The organism is Gracilibacillus dipsosauri (assembly GCF_003176895.1).
Classification (GTDB): domain Bacteria; phylum Bacillota; class Bacilli; order Bacillales; family Amphibacillaceae; genus Gracilibacillus; species Gracilibacillus dipsosauri.
The window spans coordinates 214,987-240,074 of sequence record NZ_QGTD01000013.1 but is presented as its reverse complement, the minus strand read 5'-3'; the positions used below and the strand labels follow the sequence as shown (position 1 = coordinate 240,074).

At 36.2% G+C, this 25,088-nt stretch carries 21 protein-coding genes; 19 read left to right on the top strand and 2 right to left on the bottom strand.

The features are described from left to right. Positions 1 to 194 precede the first annotated feature (194 nt). From DLJ74_RS14855 to DLJ74_RS14845, 3 genes are all read left to right on the top strand, one after another. On the top strand, positions 195 to 878 hold the full coding sequence (locus tag DLJ74_RS14855) for a response regulator transcription factor (protein WP_109985057.1): 684 nt from the start codon (positions 195 to 197) through the stop codon (positions 876 to 878). Continuing rightward, positions 862 to 2,274 carry a HAMP domain-containing sensor histidine kinase gene (locus DLJ74_RS14850; protein WP_109985056.1) on the top strand — a complete coding sequence of 471 codons (1,413 nt, stop codon included), beginning with the start codon at positions 862 to 864 and terminating at the stop codon, positions 2,272 to 2,274. The genes DLJ74_RS14855 and DLJ74_RS14850 overlap by 17 nt, the downstream gene beginning before the upstream one ends. A 130-nt stretch (positions 2,275 to 2,404) precedes the next feature. Next, positions 2,405 to 3,646: a S1C family serine protease gene (locus DLJ74_RS14845; RefSeq protein WP_109985055.1), complete on the top strand. Its 1,242-nt coding sequence runs from the start codon at positions 2,405 to 2,407 to the stop codon at positions 3,644 to 3,646. 101 nt (positions 3,647 to 3,747) lie between these two features. On the opposite strand, the gene DLJ74_RS21045 is transcribed toward DLJ74_RS14845, so the two are convergent. After that, a complete protein-coding gene (locus tag DLJ74_RS21045) occupies positions 3,748 to 4,107 on the bottom strand; it encodes a DUF3899 domain-containing protein (protein WP_109985054.1) in 360 nt (119 codons plus the stop codon). A 293-nt stretch (positions 4,108 to 4,400) separates the two neighbouring features. Between DLJ74_RS21045 and DLJ74_RS14835 the strand changes: the two genes are divergently transcribed. From DLJ74_RS14835 to DLJ74_RS14815, 5 genes are all read left to right on the top strand, one after another. Next, positions 4,401 to 6,077 carry a peptide ABC transporter substrate-binding protein gene (locus DLJ74_RS14835; RefSeq protein WP_109985053.1) on the top strand — a complete coding sequence of 559 codons (1,677 nt, stop codon included), beginning with the start codon at positions 4,401 to 4,403 and terminating at the stop codon, positions 6,075 to 6,077. Positions 6,078 to 6,421: 344 nt separating this feature from the next. Next, the gene (gene opp3b / locus DLJ74_RS14830) at positions 6,422 to 7,354 is read left to right on the top strand and encodes an oligopeptide ABC transporter permease (protein ID WP_109985052.1); all 933 of its coding nucleotides are present in this window, start codon (positions 6,422 to 6,424) and stop codon (positions 7,352 to 7,354) included. Continuing rightward, positions 7,354 to 8,502 (top strand): oligopeptide ABC transporter permease, encoded by a 1,149-nt coding sequence (gene opp3C, locus DLJ74_RS14825; RefSeq protein ID WP_109985051.1) that lies wholly within the window; start codon positions 7,354 to 7,356, stop codon positions 8,500 to 8,502. Before opp3b ends, opp3C begins: the two co-directional genes overlap by 1 nt. A gap of 19 nt (positions 8,503 to 8,521) precedes the next feature. After that, positions 8,522 to 9,571, top strand: a complete 1,050-nt coding sequence (locus DLJ74_RS14820) for an ABC transporter ATP-binding protein (protein ID WP_109985050.1) — start codon at positions 8,522 to 8,524, stop codon at positions 9,569 to 9,571. Further along, complete coding sequence (locus tag DLJ74_RS14815) at positions 9,564 to 10,478, top strand: ABC transporter ATP-binding protein (protein ID WP_109985049.1); 915 nt, start codon at positions 9,564 to 9,566, stop codon at positions 10,476 to 10,478. Before DLJ74_RS14820 ends, DLJ74_RS14815 begins: the two co-directional genes overlap by 8 nt. Positions 10,479 to 10,502: 24 nt before the next feature. Here the strand turns inward: DLJ74_RS14815 and DLJ74_RS14810 are convergent, their stop codons facing one another. Beyond that, the gene (locus DLJ74_RS14810) at positions 10,503 to 12,704 is read right to left on the bottom strand and encodes an MMPL family transporter (protein WP_109985048.1); all 2,202 of its coding nucleotides are present in this window, start codon (positions 12,702 to 12,704) and stop codon (positions 10,503 to 10,505) included. A gap of 146 nt (positions 12,705 to 12,850) precedes the next feature. Here DLJ74_RS14810 and DLJ74_RS14805 point away from each other — a divergent pair, with 146 nt between their 5' ends. The 11 genes from DLJ74_RS14805 to DLJ74_RS14755 all read left to right on the top strand — a co-directional run bounded on the left by DLJ74_RS14805 (position 12,851) and on the right by DLJ74_RS14755 (position 25,063). Further along, the gene (locus DLJ74_RS14805) at positions 12,851 to 13,474 is read left to right on the top strand and encodes a TetR/AcrR family transcriptional regulator (RefSeq protein ID WP_109985047.1); all 624 of its coding nucleotides are present in this window, start codon (positions 12,851 to 12,853) and stop codon (positions 13,472 to 13,474) included. A 116-nt stretch (positions 13,475 to 13,590) separates the two neighbouring features. Beyond that, positions 13,591 to 14,814, top strand: a complete 1,224-nt coding sequence (locus DLJ74_RS14800) for a putative glycoside hydrolase (RefSeq protein WP_109985046.1) — start codon at positions 13,591 to 13,593, stop codon at positions 14,812 to 14,814. Positions 14,815 to 14,938: 124 nt separating this feature from the next. After that, entirely contained in the window at positions 14,939 to 15,541 is a 603-nt protein-coding gene (locus tag DLJ74_RS14795) for a GNAT family N-acetyltransferase (RefSeq protein ID WP_054788982.1), read from the top strand. 213 nt (positions 15,542 to 15,754) lie between these two features. Next, positions 15,755 to 16,150, top strand: a complete 396-nt coding sequence (gene spxA, locus DLJ74_RS14790; RefSeq protein WP_054788981.1) for a transcriptional regulator SpxA — start codon at positions 15,755 to 15,757, stop codon at positions 16,148 to 16,150. 348 nt (positions 16,151 to 16,498) lie between these two features. Next, positions 16,499 to 17,179, top strand: a complete 681-nt coding sequence (gene mecA, locus DLJ74_RS14785) for an adaptor protein MecA (RefSeq protein ID WP_054788980.1) — start codon at positions 16,499 to 16,501, stop codon at positions 17,177 to 17,179. A 197-nt stretch (positions 17,180 to 17,376) separates the two neighbouring features. Next, positions 17,377 to 18,774 (top strand): MDR family MFS transporter, encoded by a 1,398-nt coding sequence (locus DLJ74_RS14780; protein WP_109985045.1) that lies wholly within the window; start codon positions 17,377 to 17,379, stop codon positions 18,772 to 18,774. Positions 18,775 to 18,827: 53 nt separating this feature from the next. After that, positions 18,828 to 19,922 carry a competence protein CoiA gene (locus tag DLJ74_RS14775; protein WP_181397590.1) on the top strand — a complete coding sequence of 365 codons (1,095 nt, stop codon included), beginning with the start codon at positions 18,828 to 18,830 and terminating at the stop codon, positions 19,920 to 19,922. Positions 19,923 to 19,997: 75 nt separating this feature from the next. Then, positions 19,998 to 21,818 carry an oligoendopeptidase F gene (gene pepF / locus DLJ74_RS14770; protein ID WP_109985043.1) on the top strand — a complete coding sequence of 607 codons (1,821 nt, stop codon included), beginning with the start codon at positions 19,998 to 20,000 and terminating at the stop codon, positions 21,816 to 21,818. Positions 21,819 to 22,246: 428 nt separating this feature from the next. After that, positions 22,247 to 23,026 (top strand): glucose-1-phosphate cytidylyltransferase, encoded by a 780-nt coding sequence (gene rfbF / locus DLJ74_RS14765; protein WP_109985042.1) that lies wholly within the window; start codon positions 22,247 to 22,249, stop codon positions 23,024 to 23,026. After that, on the top strand, positions 23,023 to 24,129 hold the full coding sequence (gene rfbG, locus DLJ74_RS14760; RefSeq protein ID WP_109985041.1) for a CDP-glucose 4,6-dehydratase: 1,107 nt from the start codon (positions 23,023 to 23,025) through the stop codon (positions 24,127 to 24,129). Before rfbF ends, rfbG begins: the two co-directional genes overlap by 4 nt. Beyond that, positions 24,089 to 25,063: an NAD-dependent epimerase/dehydratase family protein gene (locus DLJ74_RS14755; protein ID WP_181397588.1), complete on the top strand. Its 975-nt coding sequence runs from the start codon at positions 24,089 to 24,091 to the stop codon at positions 25,061 to 25,063. The genes rfbG and DLJ74_RS14755 overlap by 41 nt, the downstream gene beginning before the upstream one ends. Positions 25,064 to 25,088 lie beyond the last annotated feature (25 nt).

Here is a 25,088-nt window from a genome sequence, read left to right as displayed (position 1 = left end):
GAACAATTTTTAGTTTATAAAGGAAATGTGTCAGGAAAATGTCAAGTAAATTCTTTGTAAATATTCATTTGGTTTTTAGACATATGGCTGACTTATGGATCTGATAAAAAGAAGTATGGCAAGTTTCTCGATTTCTCATTATGTGGTAATCTAAGGATAAACTCGCCAAATATAAAGAAATCAAGGTGAAATTAATGGTCAAAATATTAATAATTGAAGATGAATTTGCAATTAGTCAAGTTTTAAAGGCATATTTACAAAAAGTGAACTATCAGGTAGAACAAGCTTATGATGGAGAAGAAGCGTTGGATAAGTTCCATACCATCTATCCAGATTTAGTTCTATTAGATGTTATGCTTCCGGGTAAGGATGGCTGGGAAATATTAAGAGAGATAAGAATGGAAAGCAACTGTCCCGTTATTATGTTAACCGCGCTAGGAGAAGTGAATCATCGATTAGAAGGGTTAAATGAAGGGGCAGATGACTATATTACGAAACCCTTTGTGGCCGATGAAGTAGTGGCTCGGGTAAAAGCTGTGTTAAGACGGTCACAGGCAGACCATGAAAATCCTATAAAACGGTATGGACAGTTAGAGATTAATATAAGAGCACATCAAGTAATCCTTAATAAAAAGAATGTTACACTCACGCCTCGCGATCTTTCTGTATTAATGTTCTTAGCAGAAAATCCAAACCAAACATTTACAAGAGAGCAGTTAATTGAACACGTATGGGGCTGGGATTATGAAGGTAGTGATCGTGCAGTCGATCTTGCTATTAAACGAATTCGTAAAGTACTAAATACTTGGCCAAGTTCTGAAGGAGAAATTAAAACATTAAGAGGATTGGGGTATCAGCTACGTGTTAATCAAAAATAAGAGAAGAGTCTCACTGAGACGGTACTGGACCAGCCGATATTTATTAACACTTTGCATTGGACTAATCGTCATTGCCCTTATTTCCGCATTTTGGATTAGGCATACGACATTAGAAAATCGACTAAATATGATGACGATTATGGCGGAAAGTATGGCTGATCGTATTGTATCGGCAGAGGATGAGGGACCAGAACCAGGTAGAAATGACTTTTTTAGAGAGAAAGAAGGAGAAAAACATTTCGAGATTGACCCGTTTACTTATATTATCGACACTTCAGGGGCTATCCTTTCAAGTAACCGACCTGGAGGGCCGATGGCAGGGGAAATTCATTCTTCAGTTTTAGAAAATGATGATACGATTCAACAATTTACACTTAGCGATACTCGTTTTTATGTAGTTAAATATCCGATAGAAATCGATGGATCCACATTGGGCTGGGTCGTTATGTTTGAGTCAAAGCAAAATCTATCACGAGTAAATCAGGAATACACTCAGCTAGCCATTATGATCATCGGACTTGCTATACTTGGATGGGCTGCTATCTACTTTTTGTCTAAGCGGTTATCTAAGCCAATTCAAGAAGTGGCAAAGGCTGCGAAACAAGTGGAGGAAGGGAATTATCAGATTGATTTGCCAAATGAAAGTAAAGAAAAAGAAGTTCATGAGTTAATTCATTCCTTTAAAGAAATGGCATATAAACTTGAAAAATTAGAAGCATTACGAACAGAATTATTAGCAGGTGTTACACACGAGTTAAAAACACCAGTTACCTCTATTAGTGGATTACTCCAAGCGATGAAGGATGAGGTGGTTACAGGTGAGGAGGCAAAGGAATTTTTGACGATTTCCTTAAACGAAGCAGATAAAATGAAAAAGATGGTAGAGGATTTACTTGCCTTTAATCAATTTGCTGCAAATGCTTTCGATGTTAATATGGAGGTACACGATATCAATGATGTTGTGGAAACTGCCGTTTATAGCTGGAATATACTACATGAGGATATGAAGATTAACCTTACCAAGCTAAAATCACCGACTAAGGTAAATGTTGATCCAATTCGTTTACAGCAAATCATGACAAATCTTTTAAACAATGCAAAGCAGGCGATGGAAAATCATCAAGAACCAGTAATTAATATAAGGTTACAAGAGGATAGTTCACAAATTAATATTGATGTAGAGGATTGTGGAAGGGGAATTCCGAAAGACGAACAACCCTTTATTTTTGAACGCTTTTACCGAGGAGAAGAAAAGAAATATAAAATGAGAGGACTTGGACTAGGATTACCTTTAAGTAAAATGATTGCCCAAGTACAGGGGGGAGACTTAACCTTGCTAAGTAGTTCACAGAAAGGTACCACTTTTCGAATATATCTACCAAAAAACAACAGTTGATTTTCAACTGTTATTTTTTTGTGAAACAGATAAATCTAGTTTAGACATTTTCCTGACATATTCGCGGATTATAGTAAAAAGTGTAATAGACAGAAAAACACCATTAACTATCGAATATGGAGGGCTAGAAATGTTTCAAGACAAAAAAAATCAAAATAAAGATGTACAAAGGGAAATAAATAAGAAAAACGATAAATATAAAGGGATTTTTAAATCTCTTTCTGCTGGAGTCGTAGGGTCTGTTCTCACATTAACGATAGTTGCTCAGACAGGTTTTCTTCAGACAGAAGAGCCAGCGAATCTTGCTGTCGAGGAGCCTATTGCAGAGGAACAAACGGTAAATTCAACATCGGATATAAACATCGAGCAAGTAACAAATTCTAGTTCAACCACTGCTGACATTGTAGAACAAACTTCTCAAGCAATTGTAGGTATTACGAATATACAAGTGCAACAGTCCAATCCATTTTATAGTCAGGGATTTGGACAGCATCAAAATCAAGAAAGTGAAGAGATAGAAAGCGGAACAGGCTCTGGAGTTATTTATCAAGTAACTGACGACGCTTTATATATTATTACAAACCACCATGTAATAGAGGATGCATCTACTATTGAAGTAACACTTTATACGGAGGAAACAGTAACAGCAGAGCTAATAGGTTCTGATTCTTTAACAGATCTCGCAGTATTAAAAGTAGAAGGTGAATACGATATAACTTCGTTAGCTTTTGGTGACTCTTCCGAGCTAAGAGCAGGAGAAGAGGTAATTGCAATTGGAAACCCACTTGGTCTTGATTTGTATGGGACGGTAACTCAAGGAATTGTTAGTGCAGTGGATCGTACAATTGAAGCATCTACGTCAGCTGGAGTGTGGGATATGGAAGTAATTCAAACAGATGCAGCAATTAATCCTGGAAATAGTGGTGGTGCTTTAATCAATACTTCTGGAGAACTTGTAGGGATTAACAGTATGAAGATTGCAGATGATGATGTGGAAGGCTTAGGTTTTGCGATACCGAGTAACAATGTCACTACTATAATTGACCAGCTCATGGAAAATGGTCAAATTATTCGTCCATATTTAGGCATAACAATGGCAAATATTTCGGATTTACCGTACTACACAAATACTACATCAAGTGAAATTACAGATGGTGTTATCATTACAGCAATCGATGAAAATGGAGGAGCTGCTCAAGCTGGTTTGCAAATCGAGGATATTATCGTATCAATCAACAATCAAAATGTAGCAACAGCAAGCAATTTAAGAAAATATTTATATTCAGAGCTTTCAGTCGGTGATGTTGTGAATATTCAATTCTATCGTCAAGGCGAATTACAGGAAGCGAATGTTACCCTATCTAGTAATTAAAGGGAGAAATATTATAAAAAAATAGCAGGATTGCAAAGAAAAGCAAGTGAGAAATGGTCAGGAAGTTCTTCACTTGCTTTTTCCATATCTAAATCAATGAATTAGTAATAAAAGAGGATTAGCAGAATAATCATTAGTAATAATAGGAAGCTTCCCTGTAAAAGGAAAAATATCATCCAATTTTGGTTTATTTTTTCTGAAGGTAATTTATCGCCACTCCACGTGGACGCCCAGTTTTTTTGTTTGGTTATTCGAGTGAATACTTTGCGAAAACTATTTGCCGTAATATCAAAGAATCGTCTAGAAATAACGAATAATAGGAGCCCTATAATCAGGTAAAAACTGCTTATATAAAAAATACTATTAATCAAATGCAGTAATGTAAGCCCTTTATTGAGTAAAACTGTCAGAATGGAACATAGTATTACATGGAGGAAAAATATGAAGAAATGTTTTTTCATCTATTGAAGCTCCTTTCTGGTTCTGTTCCTATTATTAAAAATTAACACGAATTTAGCAAATAATAAAATAGAATTTCGTAAATTAACTGAAAAATGAGAAAACTCGAAAAAATCGGAGTATTCGGACGATTTACTGAGATATAGTTCATTAAGATTATAAAAAATAGGTATTATGAATCAATTTAGTCGGTTTAAGTAAAAAAATGCTGAATAAAAAAAGGGTTCTCTGTATAATAGTCATTGCAAGTTTACAATTACTTTACAAATCAAATTACTTTAGGAGGATTTATGAGATGAAGCAAAAAAGTGGGCTTTTGCTACTAATTTTTACCATTTTAACTTTTGTCTTAGCGGCTTGCTCGTTTGAAAACGATAACAGTTCAGACGACAAGCAAAGTGAAGAAGGTAGTTCAGAGGAAGAGAATGTCTTAAGAATTGCAGAAACTGCAGATATTCCAACAATGGATCCGATTATGACGGAGGACAATGTTTCAACACTTTGGATTGATACTGTTTATGAAGGTCTTTATCGACAAGCTCCAGGTGGCGAAATTGTATCAGGAATTGCGAAAAAAGAAGAGACAGAAGTAAGTGATGATGGTTTAACATATACTTTCCATTTACGTGAAGACGCGAAATGGGCAAACGGAGATCCGGTAACAGCACAAGATTTTGTTTATGGTTGGCAACGTGCTGTGAACCCAGATAATGGTTCTTTTTATGGTAATTACTTAATGAGTGGAAAAATAAAAAATGCAGAACAAATCTTTGCAGGTGAATTACCTCCTGAAGATTTAGGTGTAAGTGCACCAGATGACTATACTTTCGTTGTTGAATTAGAAGTTCCTGTTCCTTATTTTGATTCATATGTTATTAATTCTAACTTCTTACCTGCACATAAGGAATTTGTTGAAGAACAGGGAGATCAGTTTTCTTTATCTCCTGAGGGCATTTTAGCAAATGGACCGTTTAAAATGACAAGCTGGCAAGCTGATAGTGGTTGGGAGTTAGAAAAGAATGAAGAATATTGGGATGCTGAAAATGTAGCCTTAGATGGGATTTCTGTTAAAGTAATTAAACAGGCAGACACGAGACTATCTAATTATGAGGTTGGAGAATTAGATAGAGTGACTTTACAAGGTTCACAAGTAAGTGAGAATAGAACAAGCCCAGAATACCAAGTATTATCAGAAACTGCTGTATTTTATATGAAGATGAATCAAGAGTCTTTAGAGAAAAGTGAATATATGCAAAATAAAAACTTTAGAATGGCATTGGCTAAAGGTTTTGATAAACAAGCATATATAGATGTGGCTTACGGTAATGATTCAACTCCTATTGATTTTTATGTTCCAACAGAATTTATTCAACATCCAGAAACGGAAGAAGACTTCCAAGCTGGAAGTGATTTATTATCATTTGATGTAGAGGCAGCGCAAGAATATTGGGCAGCTGCTAAAGAAGAATTAGGTTTTGAAGAGGTATCTTTAAGCTTCTTAAGTGGTGATACAGATACGGCGAAAAGTATTAGTGAAGTAATGAAAACGGAATTAGAAAAAAATCTAGAAGGTCTAACAATCGAAACGAAGAATGTACCATGGGCACAGCAATTAGACCTCATGCGCGAAAAGAATTATGAACTTGCTGTTTCTGGTTGGGGGCCAGACTATTTGGATGCTGTTTCATTCCTTGATGTCTTCGTAACTGGTGGAGAGAACAATGATGTTGGCTATTCAAATGAAGAATACGATTCGCTTGTTAAATCAGCGAAAACTGATTTAGCACTAGATCCTGTTGCACGATTTGAAGCATTGCAAGATGCTGAAAAAATTCTACTAGAAGATGCAGCAATTGCGCCAATTATGCAAAGAAAAACATCTGTACTAGTTAAGGATTATGTAGAAGGTTTAGATGTTCGAAATCCGTTTGCTAATAATTACAGCTTTAAATACGTGGAACTAAACAAATAAAAATCACTGATTAACTTTAATTAATTAAGAGAGTATAGCGAACATATTGTTGGCATACTCTCTTTTCCCCTGTTATCTAAAAAATTTGGAAAATTTTGAATTTTAAATAAGATAAGAAAATATAAAGAGAGATGACTAGCTCCAAGCGCCAAAACTAAGTGACTTCCCGAATCCGTAATACGAAGAGTCACATCAATTTGTATTATTTCGGCTTTGTGAATTGATTGACTAAAACTGTCACTTCGACGGACAAAGTCGATCCACCTGTAGGATACTGGTGCAGTCGCTACGTTTTAATCTGGTGCTTTGTGCTTTTCATTCTAATAAAATAGGAGGTGGTTGGAATGGCAAAATATATTACAAAACGAGTGATTTATATGGTCATCACTCTATTTATAATCATATCGGCAACCTTTTTCTTAATGAAAATGATGCCAGGCTCCCCTTTTAATAATATCGGCGGGAAATTGACGGTGGAGCAAGAGGCGTTCTTAATGGAACAATATGGCTTAGATGAGCCTGTCCCTGTTCAATATGTAAAATATATAACGGGTATTTTCCGTGGTGATCTAGGCGTGTCATTTCAATATGATAATCGTCCTGTTACAGACATAATACTTGATCGAATTGGGCCATCTGCCCACTTAGGAGCACAAGCATTAATTATTGGTTCCATACTAGGTATCATTTTAGGGATGTTTGCAGCAATAAGACATAACACTTGGGTAGATTATACATCCAATATTTTAGCGGTTATTGGAATATCAATACCGTCTTTTGTGTTTGCTGGTTTACTTCAATATTACTTAGCGGTAAAATGGAGACTTTTTCCTGTTTCGTTCTGGGAGTCACCGATTTATTCTGTCCTTCCAACAATTGCTTTAATGATTTTCCCAATGGCAATATGTGCAAGGTTTATGCGGACGGAAATGTTAGAAGTATTAGGGTCTGATTATATTGAATTGGCACGAGCAAAGGGAGTATCTAATAGGATCGTTATGTTTAAGCATGCTTTAAGAAATGCACTTATCCCTGTGATTACAGTGTTAGGACCTATGACAGTTAGCTTAATGACAGGAACCTTAGTTATCGAACAAATTTTTGCTATACCTGGTATTGGGGAGCAATTTGTTATTTCAATTAGTACGAATGATTATCCAGTTATTATGGGGACAACCATTTTATTTGCGATACTATTTGTTTTAGTTATTTTAATTGTCGATCTATTATACGGCTTGATTGATCCAAGAATTAGAATTGCAGGAGGGAAGGATTAATGGACAAAGATTCAAAAGGAGCTAACAAAGAAAAGTTTCAACGTGTCCATTTGCAAGAGGATTTAGGTGAAGAGCTTACTCGTCCTCAACTCTCCTATTGGAAGGATGCTTGGATTCGTTTAACGAAAAATAAAGGCGCAATTGCTGGGTTAATAGTCATTGTATTTATTGTTTTGCTTGCATTAATCGGTCCTTTAATGAACGATTATTCGATGGAAGAAGCAAATTATGATGCAGCATATTTACCAGCAAAAGTAAAAGGCTTAGAGTGGCTAGGACTAGATGGGCTTCAAACGTATGAAGTACAAGGGAAATCAGAGGAAGAAGCACTTAAACGTGGTCTAGAAAGCTATGATATTGAAGAAAAATATGTGGAAAATGTTGAAATAGTTCAAGAACCAAGTGAAGATAATGATAATTATTATACTGTTGCAATGGAAGTAGACATTTATGCAGCAAGAGGACAAGAGGATAGCTATTATTGGTTTGGAACAGACAGCATGGGTCGAGATCTTTGGACAAGAATTTGGAAAGGTACACAAATCTCTTTATACATTGGTATCTTAGCAGCCATGATTGATATGATTGTTGGTGTACTATATGGCGGTATTTCTGGCTATTACGGTGGTCGTGTTGATAATTATATGCAACGTGTCATTGAGGTTTTATCAGGTATACCTAATTTGGTTGTCGTCATCTTAATGATCATGTTACTTGATCCAGGTTTATTAGCGATAACAATTGCCTTAACGATCACAGGCTGGATTGGCATGGCACGTATTGTACGCGGGCAGGTTTTAAAATTAAAAAATCAAGAGTTCGTGCTTGCGGCAAGGACTTTAGGTGCTAATGATAAACGAATTCTAATGAAACATCTAATTCCAAACGTAACAAGTGTCATTATTATAAACACGATGTTTACCATACCAAGTGCGATTTTCTTTGAATCGTTTTTAAGCTTTATTGGATTAGGTCTACAACCACCAGTCGCATCATTAGGTACTTTAATCGATACAGCATTTGATGATTATCGTGTATATCCTTATATGTTACTATTTCCTGCTGTGATTATATCTCTATTGATGATTGGTTTTAATATATTAGCAGACGGTCTAAGGGATGCATTAGATCCTAAGATGAGAAAATAGAAAGGGAGGTGGACGAAAGTTGGATTCTATTTTAGATGTAAACAATCTACATGTTACATTTGATACGTATGGTGGAAGTGTACAGGCCGTGAGAGGTGTGAATTTTTCTTTAAATAAAGGAGAAACTCTCGCAATCGTTGGAGAATCTGGTTCAGGTAAGTCTGTTACTACAAAAGCATTAATGGGGTTAGTAGCAAAGCCAGCTGGTAAAATCCCTAAAGGGGAAATTTTGTTTGAAGGAAAAGATTTAACGAAATTATCAAATAAACAAATGCAAAAAATTCGTGGTAAGGATATTTCGATGATTTTTCAAGATCCGATGACTTCCTTAAACCCAACAATGAAGGTTGGAAAACAAATTATGGAGGGCTTAATTCTTCATCAGAACCAGTCCAAGCAAGAAGCAAAAAAACGAGCACTAGAATTATTACAATTAGTTGGTATTCCTGATCCGGAAAAAAGAATCAATCAATATCCACATCAATTTTCAGGTGGGATGCGTCAGCGTGTAGTTATTGCGATTGCACTAGCTTGTAATCCAAAGGTATTAATTGCTGATGAGCCAACAACGGCATTGGATGTGACTATTCAAGCACAAATTATTGAGTTGATGAAGAATATTCAGAAAAAAATGGAAACATCCATTATCTTTATTACACACGATTTAGGCGTAGTTGCCAATGTGGCAGACCGTGTTGCGGTAATGTATGCGGGGAAGATAGTTGAAATTGGAACAGTCGATGACGTTTTTTATAATCCGAAACATCCATATACTTGGGGATTATTAGGTTCAATGCCAACAGTCGATAGTCAAGAGGAAAAATTAATTGCCATACCAGGTACACCACCTGATTTAATTCATCCACCAAAAGGAGATGCATTTGCAGCAAGAAATGAATTTGCCCTAGCGATTGATTTCGAAGAGGAGCCACCAATGTTCCAAGTATCTGATTCTCATTATGCTGCGACTTGGTTATTGCATGAAGATGCTCCACATATCGAGCCACCTGAGGCTGTAAAAAGACGGATGAAGGGCTTCTCGACTGAGGGGGACAACAAGAATGAATAAGGATAAGATTTTAGAAGTTAAAGAATTGAAACAACATTTTCGCACAAGTAAAAAAAGTGTCATAAAAGCAGTTGATGGTATCAGCTTTGATATTTACCGTGGGGAAACTTTTGGACTTGTAGGCGAATCTGGTTGCGGAAAATCAACGACTGGAAGAACGATAATCAGACTTTATGATGCAACAAGTGGTGAAGTGAAATTTAACGGTGTCGATGTCCATAGCTTGAAATCAAAGCAAGAAATAAAATCCTTCAATAGACAGATGCAAATGATCTTTCAGGATCCTTATGCTTCGTTAAATCCTAGAATGACGGTGAAAGAGATTATTTCAGAAGGTATTGATATACATGGATTAGCCAAAAATGAAAAAGAAAAAACTGATCGAGTTCATGAATTATTAGAAACCGTTGGCTTGAATAAAGAGCATGCATCTCGTTATCCTCATGAGTTTAGTGGTGGACAACGACAGCGTATCGGAATTGCAAGAGCATTAGCGGTTGATCCTGAATTTATTATTGCGGATGAACCAATTTCTGCATTAGATGTATCGATACAGGCACAGGTTGTTAATTTAATGAAGGAATTACAACAAAAACGAGGGCTCACTTATTTATTTATTGCTCATGATTTATCAATGGTAAAATATATTAGTGATCGAATAGCAGTTATGTTTGCTGGGAGAATTGTGGAATTAGCGGATAGTGAGGAGCTATACAGCAACCCACTTCATTCCTATACCAAGTCCCTGCTTTCAGCTATACCCGTTCCAGATCCAGATTATGAGAGAAACCGTCAAAGAGTTGTTTTTGATCATGATAGCTACAATCCCGAAGGAGCCACTTTAAGAGAGATAAAGAATGGTCACTGGGTGTTATGTACAGAAGAAGAGTTTAAAAAAATGAAGTAAAAAACCGGGTGTGAACCCGGTTTTTTACTTTTTCTTCCATAGTTTGTTTGGCCAGAAGGAAAATCTCCCGAGAACGGTAGTAATGGCAGGAACGAGCAATGGTCGAACAATAAAGGTATCTAATAATACGCCAATTGCTGTAACAATTCCAAATTGAACAAGCACTTGCATTGGTAGTACTGCTAACACAGCAAATGTACCTGCTAAAATTAGCCCAGCTGAGCTAATGACACTACTTGTTTCACTGACACCTTTTGCAATAGCTTGTTTCAATGGCATCTTCTTTCTATTTTTCCATATACTTGATACCATGAAAATATTATAATCTTCCCCTAAAGCAACAAGAAACACAAATGCATAAAGCGGGATTAATCCTTGCATGGCAGGTGCATCCAGAAGATAATGAATGACTAGCCATCCTAAACCTAGTGCAGATAAATAAGACAGTACGACGGTTAGTAACAGGTAAATTGTTGCGACAATAGAGCGCAAATACGCAAGTAAAAGGACAGCGATAATTAATAGTACAACTGGGATAATAAGATTTTGGTCATCTGTCGTGATCTCTTCTGTATCATATAAGGTTGCTGTTTCTCCACCAATCCAGACATGGTCACTAGCATTATTCATTTCGGCAGCACGTAGCTTCTTTTCTACAACTGATTTGATCACAGGAATTTCATTCACTGCTTGATCGGAATAAGGATCAATAGCTAAGGTGACTTCATAGGAATGATAGTTAGGATCCTTTTCGCCAGTTGCTATATCAGATACACTCTCTACGATTTCCAAATTGGAAAGCTCATCTTTTACATCGATATCCTTACCATTTGTCTGCATTATTACTTGAACAGGTGCAATATTTCCTGGTGGATAGTGCTCCTCAATTAGGGTATAGCCTTCTCTTGAAGGCATATCCTCTGGAAAGGAATCAAGTACTCCAAATGTATAGGAAATTTTAGGGACGATCAGGGCTAAACCAATAAGAAAGACACTACATATGACAATGATGCGCCAAGGTTTTTCCGTTACTAATTTCCCAATACCTTTACGAAGCTTACTTCGTTCTTTTGGGAGACGAACCGCTTTTCCTTTCTTTTTAGCAAGATCTTCTACCATACTTTCGGTTCTTGGAATAAAAGGAAAAAAAGCGACACGTCCTAACATAGATAAAATCGATGGTAGGAAGGTCAGAACAGCAAAGCCCATAATAAATATTGCTAAACTAAATGGAACAGCGAATCGGTCATAGGAAGCATAATTAGCTAACCCAAGTGATAATAGCCCTATACATGTAGTAAGGCAGCTCATGGCTATTGCTCCACCAGAACCTTTAATAGCTTGTTGCAATGCAGTGAACTTGTTATGAATGTGCTGAAGTTCATCACGATACCTTGATATAAGGAACAAACAATAATCCGTTCCAGCACCAAATAATAGTACAGTCATAATGGAAATGGCTTGTGCATCGACTTCAATCCAACCCTTGTTAGCCATAAAACCAAGTAGGGGACTAATCAAACCATATGCTATTCCGACACCTATTAGAGGAACGATTGCCAGAATAGGTGATCGATATAAAATAATGAGTAATACTAAAACTAAAATAACCGTTGCAATTAATAAGGTTATATCGGCTTCACTAAACAATTCAACTGCATCTGTAGAAATAGCTACTGGCCCTGTTAGACGAATATGAAGATTGTCACTAGATAATTTCTCATCAAATGGATTATATTCCATTTGCTGAGTTATTTTTTCTCTTAAAGTAGTAAGTGATTCCGCTAATGCTTCTGTTTCTGTATTTTTTTCAAAGAAAATTGGAGTGATAAGGGCTGATCCATCGCCTGATGCACTTTGCTTTAAGGCCTGTAGTGGCATTTCCGCAAATGGAGGAACCATGGATTGATGTGCAAGCGGGTTCTCTTTTAATTCTTGGTATATGCGCTGGACTAATTGATAATCCTCATCTGTTAACTGATTATCATGGTGCCATACAAGTAATAACGGAATTCCATTTTCATTTGGAAATTGTTCCTCCATTATTTGGTCTGCTTGTACTGACATGGCATTTTCCGGTAATAAATGGTTAGACCCTGTTTCTTCTTCATTGACTTGTGGCCATATAGATGAAAGTAAAGCTATAATGACTAGCCAAATAATGAATGTAACAAACCGGCTTTTTTTGTTAGCGACTAGATTACCCCAATTTTCTAGTAACTTCATCTAATAATCTCTCCCTCGTTGTATGTATTTAATTAGTCTGCTTTATAGAATTAATTATATATACTGGTCGGTTAATTATCAAACATTACTTATGAAAATTATGTTATAATTGTAGAACACAAAAGTTTTATAAGGAGAGAAAATCTTTGAAAGAGAAGGGATTTAGACGCTTGGGTAGGCCAAAGGATAGTGACATAAAACAACCTACCAATGAATTAATATTACAAGAGGCATTAAGGCTCTTTCTTGAAAATGGTTATCTTAATGTATCGATTGCAAGTGTTGCAAATAAATGTGATGTAACGAAAGCTTCGGTATATTATTATTATGCTAGTAAGGCAGAATTATTTACGGAAGCCATGATTATGTTAATGATCCGTATTCGAGATCAGATACAAATTTTTTTAGAAGAGGAATTACCATTAAAGACTCGGCTAGTTAAAATAACTAAGATTCACTTAGAGAAAACAATTGATATCGATGTAGAGAACTATTTAAAGGGAGCTAGAAAGGAATTATCCGAAAGTCAGCTTGAAAAAATAAAGCAGTCAGAGGAAGAAATGTATCAAGTGATAGAGAGCGCATTTCGACAAGCGATAGATATTGAAGAGATTCGTCCATTTCATCCTGCCTTTTTGACTCATTCCTATGTTTCCTTGTTAAAGGTCGGCTATATGAATAAGCAGCACCCTACCTTAACTTATTCTGTGGAAGAGACGGCAGAGCAACTAATAGAGTTACTTTGGCACGGTATAAACGTTACTAATTAAGTCTAATGAATCAATTTTGATAAATTTCAAGGAAATTACCGATATTTTAACAAAAAACTCTATTTTTTCTATATAATGAGAGTATAAAAGTAAAAACAGGTAGGAGATTGATAAAAATGAAGAAAAGCAAGAGCATCATGGAAAAACTACTTCTTCTCATTATTATTGGCTTTATTGTTCTTCCATCATATCAAGAGACGAAAGCGGCATCGTCAGATCCATTACTTGCATACCCCCATACAAGTAAAAAACTATTTAGTGCTTTATATAACATTCCAGAAACTTTTCCTTTATTCACCTATCAATCCGGATTGGAGTTTAAGTATCCTGATGCGGTAAGAGGGATTTATGTGACAGGACCGTCTGCAGGTGGAAGTCGATTTAGCCAGTTAGTGGATCTAGTAGATTCAACAGATTTAAACTCTATGGTAATTGATGTGAAGGAGGATCATGGCAATTTAACCTTTACACCAGAGAACGACTCTCCTTATAAGGATATTTCCTTGAATTACATAAGTGATATGAAGAAGCTATTAAAAACATTAGAGCAAAAACAAATTTATCCAATTGCAAGAATCGTGGTTTTTAAAGATTCCGTTTTAGCTGAAAAACGACCGGAACTTTCCTTCACGCAAAACGGTAAAGTGTGGAAAAATAGTAAAGGTGAAGCATTTGTTAGTCCTTTCCAGAAGGAAGTCTGGGAATACAATCTAGAAATTGCCAAGATGGCTGCGAAAATGGGGTTTCAAGAAATTCAATTTGATTATGTGCGATTCCCTGAAGGTTTTGAGACGAGAGATAAAGAACTCGAATATAATCAAGGTGATTATAAGGATATGGAATTAAATGAGGTAAAAAAACGTGTTGAGGCGGTAACTGATTTTGTTGCATATGCTAAGAAGGAATTGTCGAATTATGATGTGGATGTGTCTGTGGACATATTTGGTTATGCAGCGACGATTGAGGAAGCCCCTGGAATTGGGCAAAATTTTTCTAGAATATCTAGTAATGTTGATGTTATTTCATCCATGATATATCCTAGCCATTGGACTCCTTATTTCGGAATTGATTTTCCGGATAAAGAACCTTATAAACTCGTTAATGAATATGCCAAATTAGAAAATAAAGTGCTTGGAGCATTGGAGTCGCCTCCTGTTTCTAGACCTTGGATTCAAGATTTTGAAGCTCCTTGGCTTTACAGTGGACCTACCTTCCAATATGGTAAAGAAGAAGTAGAAGCACAAATAAAGGCATTAAATGAGAATGGTATCGAGGAATTTCTTATTTGGAATGCAGGAAATAGCTACACAGAAAATGTTGATTATACGCCATTAGAGTAACCTCACAATTTTGTGGGGTTTTTCCACTAATGTTTTTTCTTAGCTTTTTAGGATTAATGCAATAAAATTAAGGGTATAGTAAATATAGTGAAAACAGATTGTCAAAAAGGGGATTCAAGATTTAATGAATTGGTATGATAAATTGAAGCAATATTTTCCGATAGAAGAAATGAAGTCAAAGGAACATATGGAAATTCTTTTAAAAGAAAAAGGGGACGTCTATTATAAGGATGAAGGTCCACATCACGTACTAATGTATGCGGAGTTTCCAACCTTTCTGTTTATAGATTATGTCTATGTATCTAAAGAGTCGAGAGGACAAGGGATTGGACATCAGCTTATGCAAAAGCTTAAGCAGAAGAATAAGCCAATTATTTTAGAGGTCGAACCTTTTGATTATAAGGACACAGATTCCACAAAGAGATTACGTTTTTATCGTCGTGAAGGGTTTAAGCATGCACAATCGATTGGTTATACACGCAAATCCTTGGCAACAGATGAAAGCAATACATTAGAAATTTTGTATTGGTCACCTAGTGGTGAAAATGAGGAACAAATCTATAACCAAATGAGAAAAATGTATGAGGATATACATACATATAAAGATGAAGAAATCTATGGGAAGTCCTATCAGCCTGTTGACGAGGTGCTCACCTATGAACAAGATATTGATGGGGATGACATATTCCATTCATTGGAGCAAAACAAAGAAAATGAAAAGAAATAGTCGACTAGGATGTTTAGTCTGTCCTTAATAGGGTATAATCTACTGAAGATAGAAATATGTAAAAAGTGAAGAAAAACACATAATACTCTATCTTTCAAACACAATATGTAGTATAATGAAAACATATCCAAGTTAATTAGATTGATTTTAATGTAATAAATGATGTAAGAGGCATCAATATTATAAATTTATCCATTTGAGGAGTGAAGTTACATGGTAACACTTTATACCTCGCCAAGTTGTACATCATGTCGGAAAGCGAAAGCATGGTTAGAGGAGCACGATATCGCATTTCATGAACGAAATATTTTCTCTGAACCATTGACGCTTGATGAAATTAAAGAGATTCTACGAATGACAGAGGATGGAACTGATGAGATTATCTCTACACGTTCCAAAGTTTTTCAGAAATTGAATGTGAATCTTGACCAATTACCTTTAAAAGATTTATTTCAATTGATTCAGGATAATCCTGGCTTACTTAGAAGACCGATTATCTTGGATGAAAAAAGATTACAAGTTGGATATAATGAAGATGAAATAAGACGTTTCTTACCACGTACTGTAAGAACATTTCAGTTACGTGAAGCCCAACGAATGGTTAATTAAAGGAAAAGCAGATCTTACATGAGATCTGCTTTTTTTCACAAAGAAGGATATCTCGTTACAGTAAATTCGTTATTATAGAAAAATAGACGAAAAATGATGTATATATCTAATGACAAATGACAAAGAATAAGCTACAATCTAAAATAATACCTTATACTTATAAAGGGTAAAAATGAAAAAAATAAGTTGTTATGTTTCCAAATAAGTGTTTATTGTCATACAATAGTAATAGCATCTTTTCCATCAGGTATGGCTTATAACAATAGGGTATAAGAAAGAAGAGGGTTTAGAAAGAAAAGGTGATTCCCTTCCAACCCAACCATTTATTCATGAAGGGAGAGTTAATGTATGGAGATCGAGAGAATTAATGAGAATACCATTAAATTTTATATCTCATATATGGATATAGAAGATCGTGGTTTTGATCGCGAAGATATTTGGTATAATCGTGAGAAAAGTGAACAGCTTTTCTGGCAAGTGATGGACGAAGTGAATTATAATGAAGAAGATTTTCAAATAGATGGACCATTATGGATACAAGTGCAAGCATTAGAGAAAGGTTTAGAAATTGTTGTAACAAAAGCACAGATATCAAAGGATGGTCAAAATCTACAATTACCAACAGAGTCTGGCAAAACGATTGATATGCCAGTTGATGACAAAATAGAATCTTTGCTGGAGGAAAAGTTTGGTCCAATGAATAAGGCGGACGAGATTGAGCAGCAGTATGGTCAGGATTTTGTAGTTGTAGTAAGCTTTAAGGATTTAGAAGATATTATTCAATTAAGTCATGTCTTTGAACCTGTAGAGGGAATGGGAGAAGAGCTATATTATTATGATGACAAATATATGCTGATCACCCGTTTTGATGAGGATTATTTGTCTGATGATGAACAAGAGGACTTAATTAGTCAAATTCTTGAATTTGGCCAAGAATCGCCTCTAACTATGTTTGTTGTTCAGGAGTATGGTAAGGAAATTTTTGAAGAAGATGCGTTAGCTCAAGTAAAAGAGCACTTTAGTTTATAGGCTAGGTATTTCAGTTATGGAATACCTAGCTTTCTTTTTTTTGCCGTCTGTATATTATTCCTTCATTGGTTATGTTTACTAGAAAGGTAATTGGGTAAACTACAATCATCAGAATAGGCTAAGTGCATATATTTCGATTTTCGAAATATATTATGTTAAGATGAAGGATATTGCAAAAAAGAGAGGAATACAATTTTATGAGTGACACTTCAACAATCAACCGTACTCCACTGATGATTGTGCTCATTTCGGGTGCTTTTGTAGCTATTTTAAATCAAACATTGTTAGGTACTGCTCTACCGCATATCATGGATGATTTAAATATTGAGACTGCTACCGCCCAATGGTTACAATCTATTTTTATGCTTGTAAATGGTATTATGATCCCAATTACGGCATTCTTAATTGAACGATTTACAACAAGAGCACTATTTTTAACAGCGATGGGTAGCTTTGCATTAGGTACTGCTGTTTGTGCCATTTCGCCAGACTTCACGGTCTTATTAATAGGTAGAATTCTGCAAGCGGCTGGAGCAGGTATTATGATGCCATTAATGCAAACGATTATGTTTCTTGTTTTTCCGATTGAGAAAAGAGGCTCTGCAATGGGGTTATTTGGTCTCGTCATCGCGTTTGCGCCGGCGATTGGTCCTACATTATCAGGATGGTTAGTAGAGCATTTCCCTTGGAGAAGTTTATTTTATATTGTGCTACCGATTGCGATTTTGGATATTATCGTAGCGTACAAAATACTCGTTAATGTTACAAAACAAACCTTTCCGAAAGTTGATCCAATTTCTATTTCCCTTTCTACTGTTGGATTCGGTGGATTATTGTTCGGATTTAGCTATGCAGGGGATGAGCATCATGGATGGGGAAGTCCATTTGTGTATATACCTTTAATTATTGGAGCGATTACGTTATTTTTCTTCATCATGAGACAATTAAGAATTGAGAAGCCAATTCTTGAATTTCGAATATTTAAATATAAAATGTTTACATTAACTACTGCTATTGGAATGATTTCCTTCTTTGCTATGATTGGTGGAGCGATCATCCTACCTATTATGATGCAGCAATATCTTGGGTTTACAGCCTTTGAATCAGGACTAGCTTTATTGCCTGGAGCAGTACTTATGGGGTTAATGAATCCTGTTACCGGACGACTATTTGATAAGTTTGGTGGCAAATGGCTTGCCATTACTGGTCTAGGACTTATTGTGATTACAACCTTCATGTTCGCTGTTTTAACAACTGAAACAACGTTTTTCTATTTAACGGTTGTGAATGCAATAAGAATGTTTGGAATTGCTATGGTCATGATGCCAGTTACAACTGCAGGCTTAAACCAGCTTCCAGCTGAACTAATGCCTCATGGTACAGCCATGAACAATACAATGCGTCAAATGTCTGGAGCAATAGGTACGGCATTACTTGTATCCGTGATGATGAATCAAGCCAATCCAGATCGAGGATTACAGGGAATGATTCATGGAGTAAATGTCTCGTTCATTGTTGCTGGTGTATTCGCACTTGTAGGTTTCGTTTTAGCCTTTTTTATTAAAAATTCTATTCCAGGAAAATTATCTAATTAAGCAGGATAAAGACACCTCTACGTCGAACTATGTGGACTGGAGGTGTTTTTTGTATGTTACAAGCCCAAAATGAAAAAGGAGAGCATATCTCCCTTTATACGTGTACAATAGAAGAAATTAATCAGTATAAAGAAACCACTACTTTTATCTGCCCAGAATGTGGGGAGAAATTAATCATTAAAGCAGGAGAAAAGGTGATCCCTCATTTTGCACATCGGTCGAATACGACATGCTCCCAAGGCGGAGAAGGCGCTTATCATGAAAAAGGTAAAATAGATTTATATCAAAGGTTTAGGAACCAAGGGATTGAGGTAAGTTTGGAACAATACTTGCCAGAAATAAAACAAAGACCAGATTTGTTAATCCAGATTGAGAATAGGCAAATACCCATTGAATACCAATGTGCGAATATTACAACGAGCGAACTGATCAAACGAACAAATGCTTATCGGAGAAGTGGTTATTATCCAATTTGGATCCTTGGTGCGAATCGTTTCCAACGACTTTCCTCTCAAACCATCAAATTAACCTTGAACGAGCAATCCTACATTCATCAATTTCATTCTACATTTCCGTTGACGATATACTTTTATTGTAGTACAGAAAGACAATTTATTCTTTTTCAGGATTTTTATTTCTTGACGAGAACAAAAGCGATTGGTAAATTAAAAGCGATTCCATTAGCAAGACTTGATTTTCGGCTACTATTTCAACGAATGTATTTAGATATGTCAGCTCTTAAATCTAACTGGCAATATGAAAGAAAAAAGTGGAGGAATAGACCAGTACCAATGCATCACTCTAAAGAAACTGCTTGGCGAAAGTGGCTTTACCTACATCAGTTTACAGTACAAGACCTTCCATCCTTTATTTATCTCCCTGTTCGTTCACAATTTTTAATGAAATCTGCTCCGTGGATTTGGCAGACACGATTATTTATTGATTTAATGAAGAAAAGATCATGCTTTTCCCTACAAGAGGCCGTCGATCTCCTCCAAAACCATCATTTAGACCCTTCACAATTTCCGTTGATTTCTTCCCCGAGCAACCCTATCGAAGAATATTTACAGTTGTTGAAACGTATAGGTATCTTAAAGGCGGAAACAGAAGATAGCTATGTGGTAACAATTCATAGTGAGAAGATGTAAAAACATCATACTGTATGAATAATGGTATTATAAGTTATAATAAAAGAAACAGATAGAAATAAAGGAGGAAGCAAAATGGCAAAAGCACAAAAATCTTTACCAACTCGTGAAGAAATTCCTGTAGAATTAACTTGGAAATTAGAAGATATTTATGCCTCAGACGAGGAATGGGAAAAAGAGTGGAAGGATGTAAAGGAGCTACTACCAAAGTTTGAAACCTTTCAAGGTAAGCTGCATGAGTCCTCAGAGAAATTATATCAATTATTTCAGTTGCAAGATGAGGTTTCTGATCGTCTAAGTACGTTGTATACATATGCTCATATGCGCTATGATCAAGATACAGCCAATTCTTTCTACCAAGCGATGAACGGAAAAGCAGAAAATCTTATCACACAAGCATCTAGTGTCATGAGCTTTATCACCCCAGAAATATTAAAGCTAGAAGAATCAACATTAAAAGAATATTTAGCACAATATGAACCGCTTCAATTATATCAGCACACACTAGATGAGATTAATCGTCAGAGACCACATGTTTTGTCTGAGAAAGAAGAGGCACTGCTAGCGGAAGCGTCAGAAGTTACAGATAGTGCTTCTCAAACCTTTGGTATGTTGAACAATGCTGACATGACATTTCCAGCAGTCAAGGACGAAAATGGCAATGAAGTGGATTTGACACATGGTCGTTATATTAACTTCCTCGAATCAAAGGATCAACGTGTGCGTCATGATGCTTTTAAAGCGATGTACGATACATTCGGTAGCTTCCGCAACACCTTTGCCTCTACTCTGCAAGGTGTGGTGAAAAAGGATAATTTTTATGCGAAGGTTAGAAATTACCAATCTGCTCGTGAAGCTGCACTAAATCGTAATAACATTCCAGAATCTGTTTATGATAACCTTATTGCAGCAATTCATGAAGGTTTGCCATTACTACAGCGCTATGTGGCACTTCGTAAAAAAGTCCTCGGACTAGATGAACTCCATATGTATGATTTATACACCCCGCTTGTTAAGGATGTTAATATGACCTTTACTTATGATAAGGCACAGGAAACGGTATTAAAGGCATTATCGCCATTAGGTAAAGACTATTTAAATGTAATGAAAAGAGCCTTTGAGGAAAGGTGGATTGATGTAGAGGAGAACAAGGGGAAAAGAAGTGGTGCTTATTCTTCTGGATCCTATAGTACGAACCCGTACATCTTAATGAATTGGCAGGACAATTTAAACAACTTATTTACTCTTGCTCATGAATTAGGACACTCCATGCATAGCTATTACACACATGAAAGTCAACCATACCGTTATGGAAACTATTCTATTTTCGTTGCAGAGGTTGCTTCGACGTGTAATGAGGCATTGTTAAACGATTATCTAGTGGAAAATACCTCTGATCCTAAGGAAAAGTTATACTTATTAAATCATTTCTTAGAGGGATTTAGAGGAACAGTATTCCGTCAGACAATGTTTGCAGAGTTTGAACACGAGATACATGTTCTGTCCCAAAATGGTGAAGCATTAACCGCAGATAAACTGACGGAGCTTTACTATAATCTAAATAAAAAATACTTTGGTGATGATTTGATAGTGGATGAAGAAATTGGACTGGAATGGGCAAGAATCCCTCATTTCTATTACAATTATTATGTCTATCAATATGCAACAGGCTATGCAGCAGCACAGTCATTAGCAAATCAAATCTTAGAGGAAAAAGAGCCTGCAGTTGAGCGATATTTAGATTATTTAAAAGCTGGAAGTAGTGATTATCCAATTGAAGTCCTCAAACGAGCAGGTGTGGACATGACAGAAAAAACACCAGTAACAAATGCCTTAAAAGTATTTGAAGAGAAATTAACAGAGATGGAAAATCTGTTAGAGGAAATCGATAAATAAAGGAAAAACGGCTGGGACAAAACCGATTAGATTAAAATCAAAAACGTGACACTCACCAACAATCTGTAGGTGGGTATCACGTTTTAATTATCGTTTATTTGTAAACAAAAGCACGAAGCACAATAAAATCAAAGAAACCACACAATAACCTTCGGCGGCGTGTCCCTATGAACCATTACAGGAGAAAGTAAAATACACATAGAACCAGTTTTTTTGATTTCTTACTCCTACTAAAATGGCTCTGATTATCTTTATAAGATAACCAGAGCCATTTTTCTGTTCTAATGTAACGAATTTTTCTCGTTCTGTTTCGGATACACTCTTATCTTTTTTGTAAGGTTAGAGTTATTTGTCCAAGAACTAGATATGGTCTTACATATAATGAGATTATTGAAGTTGTTATTAGGCAAAAAGGAGGATAGATATTTGTGAAAGTTGTTATTCTAGCGGGAGGTTACGGTACTCGTCTTAGCGAAGAAACTCACTTAAAACCAAAGCCTATGGTCGAAATAGGAGGAAAACCTGTTTTATGGCATATTTTGAAAATTTATTCCTCATATGGATTTAACGATTTTATTATTTGTCTTGGATACAAGGGACATGTGATAAAAGAGTATTTTAATAATTATTATGTACAAAACTCCAATTTAATATTTGATTTTACTAAACAATCCCACCCGTTTTACCTTCAATCGATGGCTGAACAATGGAAAGTTACTTTAGTTGATACTGGTGATAATGTAATGACTGGAGGAAGGTTGAAGAGGATACAACCATATATTGGAAATGAACCGTTTATGCTAACTTACGGTGATGGTTTGGCAGATATTGACTTGTTAAAGCTTCGCGATTTTCATAACACTCATAAAAAATTAGCTACAGTCACTTCGATTCAGCCGGCAGGAAGATTTGGAGTCCTTGAATTGGGAAGTGATTCACAGGTCAACGGCTTCCAAGAAAAACCTAAAGGTGGCAACCAGTGGATTAATGGGGGATTTTTTATCATGCAACCACAAGTTTTTGACTATATCCTGGGGGATCAAATGGTTTTAGAGGAGGAACCACTCCGCAATTTGGCAAAGGACGGTCAGCTGATGGCTTATAAACATTTCGGATTTTGGCATCCAATGGATACGCTAAGAGATCGTAATGTTCTCGAAGATTATTGGAAAACTGGAAAAGCGCCATGGAAGAAGTGGGATAGATGATAAATAAAAAGTTTTGGCAAGGTAAAAAAGTATTTCTTACTGGTCATACGGGATTCAAAGGTACTTGGCTGAGCCTTTGGTTGGCCTCTATGGGGGCGGAGGTAACAGGCTATGCCTTGACTCCTTCGACAGATCCAAATTTATACCACTTATGCCGTCTTGATGAAATGCTACATTCTATCATTGGAGATATTAGAGATAGAAAGAAGTTGACTAATGCTTTAATCACATGTAATCCAGATGTGGTCATTCATATGGCTGCACAGCCATTAGTAAGGACTTCTTATATTGATCCGGTTGAAACATATGAGATTAATACAATGGGTACGGTCAATATATTAGAAGCTGTCCGCCAAGCCAGACAAAAGGAAGTGAATGTCCAAGGATTAATCATCGTGACGACGGACAAATGTTATGAGAACAAAGAGTGGGTGTGGGGATATAGAGAATCTGATCGTCTAGGGGGATATGATCCATATTCCAGCAGTAAAGCTTGTACAGAAATAATTACATCAGCTTACCGGAATTCCTATTTTAACGGCCAAAGCAACGAGCAAGATGCATTAGGTGTGGCAACTGTCAGAGCAGGTAACGTAATTGGTGGTGGCGACTGGTCCAATGATCGATTAATTCCTGACTGTATAAAAGCTATGCTTAACCATCAGGTCATCTCCATTAGAAATCCTTACTCCATACGCCCTTGGCAGCATGTCCTTGAACCGCTTAAGGGATATCTAATGCTTGCCTCAAAACTTGTAACAGAAGGATCTGCATATAGTGGAGCGTGGAATTTTGGATCAGATGAAGCAGATTGTAAACCTGTTCGCTGGATTGTGCAACGGATTAGTGAAAAATGGGAAGGTGAAGTGAGTTATCTAGTAAAGGATGATCCGTCAGCTGTACATGAAGCAACTTTTTTAAAACTGGATAGCTCTAAGGCAAAATCGGAACTGGGTTGGAGACAGACTTGGGACTTGGATCAATCCTTGGATCGGATTGTAGAATGGACTAAAGCTTATGAAAAAAAGGAAAATATGCGTTTATTTAGCTTGCAACAAATTCATGATTATATATCTGGAGGTGATCATTATAACAAATTGTAATTCGCAACCCGTCACGGCGTTAATTACGGGTGCCTCCGGTTTTATCGGTTCTCGTTTAACTCAGAGACTGGTCCGAAATGGCTGGAATGTGCATACTATTGTTAGACTAACATCCAACTTGAACTTATTAGATTCCGTAATAGACAAGATTAAAATCCACTATTATACCAACAGTTTTACCAGTTTATCTCAGATTGTTGAAAAGGTATCTCCAGATATTACCTTTCACTTAGCCTCTGTTGCGACAATCCATTATACCCCCGAAAATATTAGAAATATGCTTGATTGCAATGTAACATTCGGAACAGAACTTGTAGAGGCAATCTCTTCATCAGGAACGTCTCATTTCATCAATACAGGCACGTTTTCACAGCACTTTGACCAACAAGATTACAACCCTAACAGCTTGTATGCTGCGACGAAGCAAGCTTTTGAGGATATACTTTGTTACTATTCTGAAACAAATCGATTGAAAGTTTTAACTTTAACTTTATTTGATAATTATGGACCTTTTGATCCGAGACCTAAAATCATGAATTTACTCTATTCATCCTATGTAGATAATAAACCATTGGTTATGACGCCAGGAGAACAATATCTTGATCTTGTATTTATTGATGATGTTATAGATGCATATATTGTAGCAGCTAATCGTTTACTTTATGGGAACTCAAAAACTCAAGAGAAATTTGTTGTGTCGAGTGGAGAGTTAATCCAGTTGAAACAGCTAGTTACCGAATTTGAAAGCATTATAGGGAAGGAATTACCAATTACCTGGGGTGGCATTGATTATCGTCCAAGGGAAATCATGATTCCGTGGAGACGTGGAACACCACTTCCTCATTGGTATCCAAGAGTATCCTTAAAGGAAGGAATTAAATCTTTTCTTAAGAATAATCAAAGGGAGGAAAAACAGGAAGATGAGCAGTCATGATTCTAAAATAAAAAATGTTGAATCA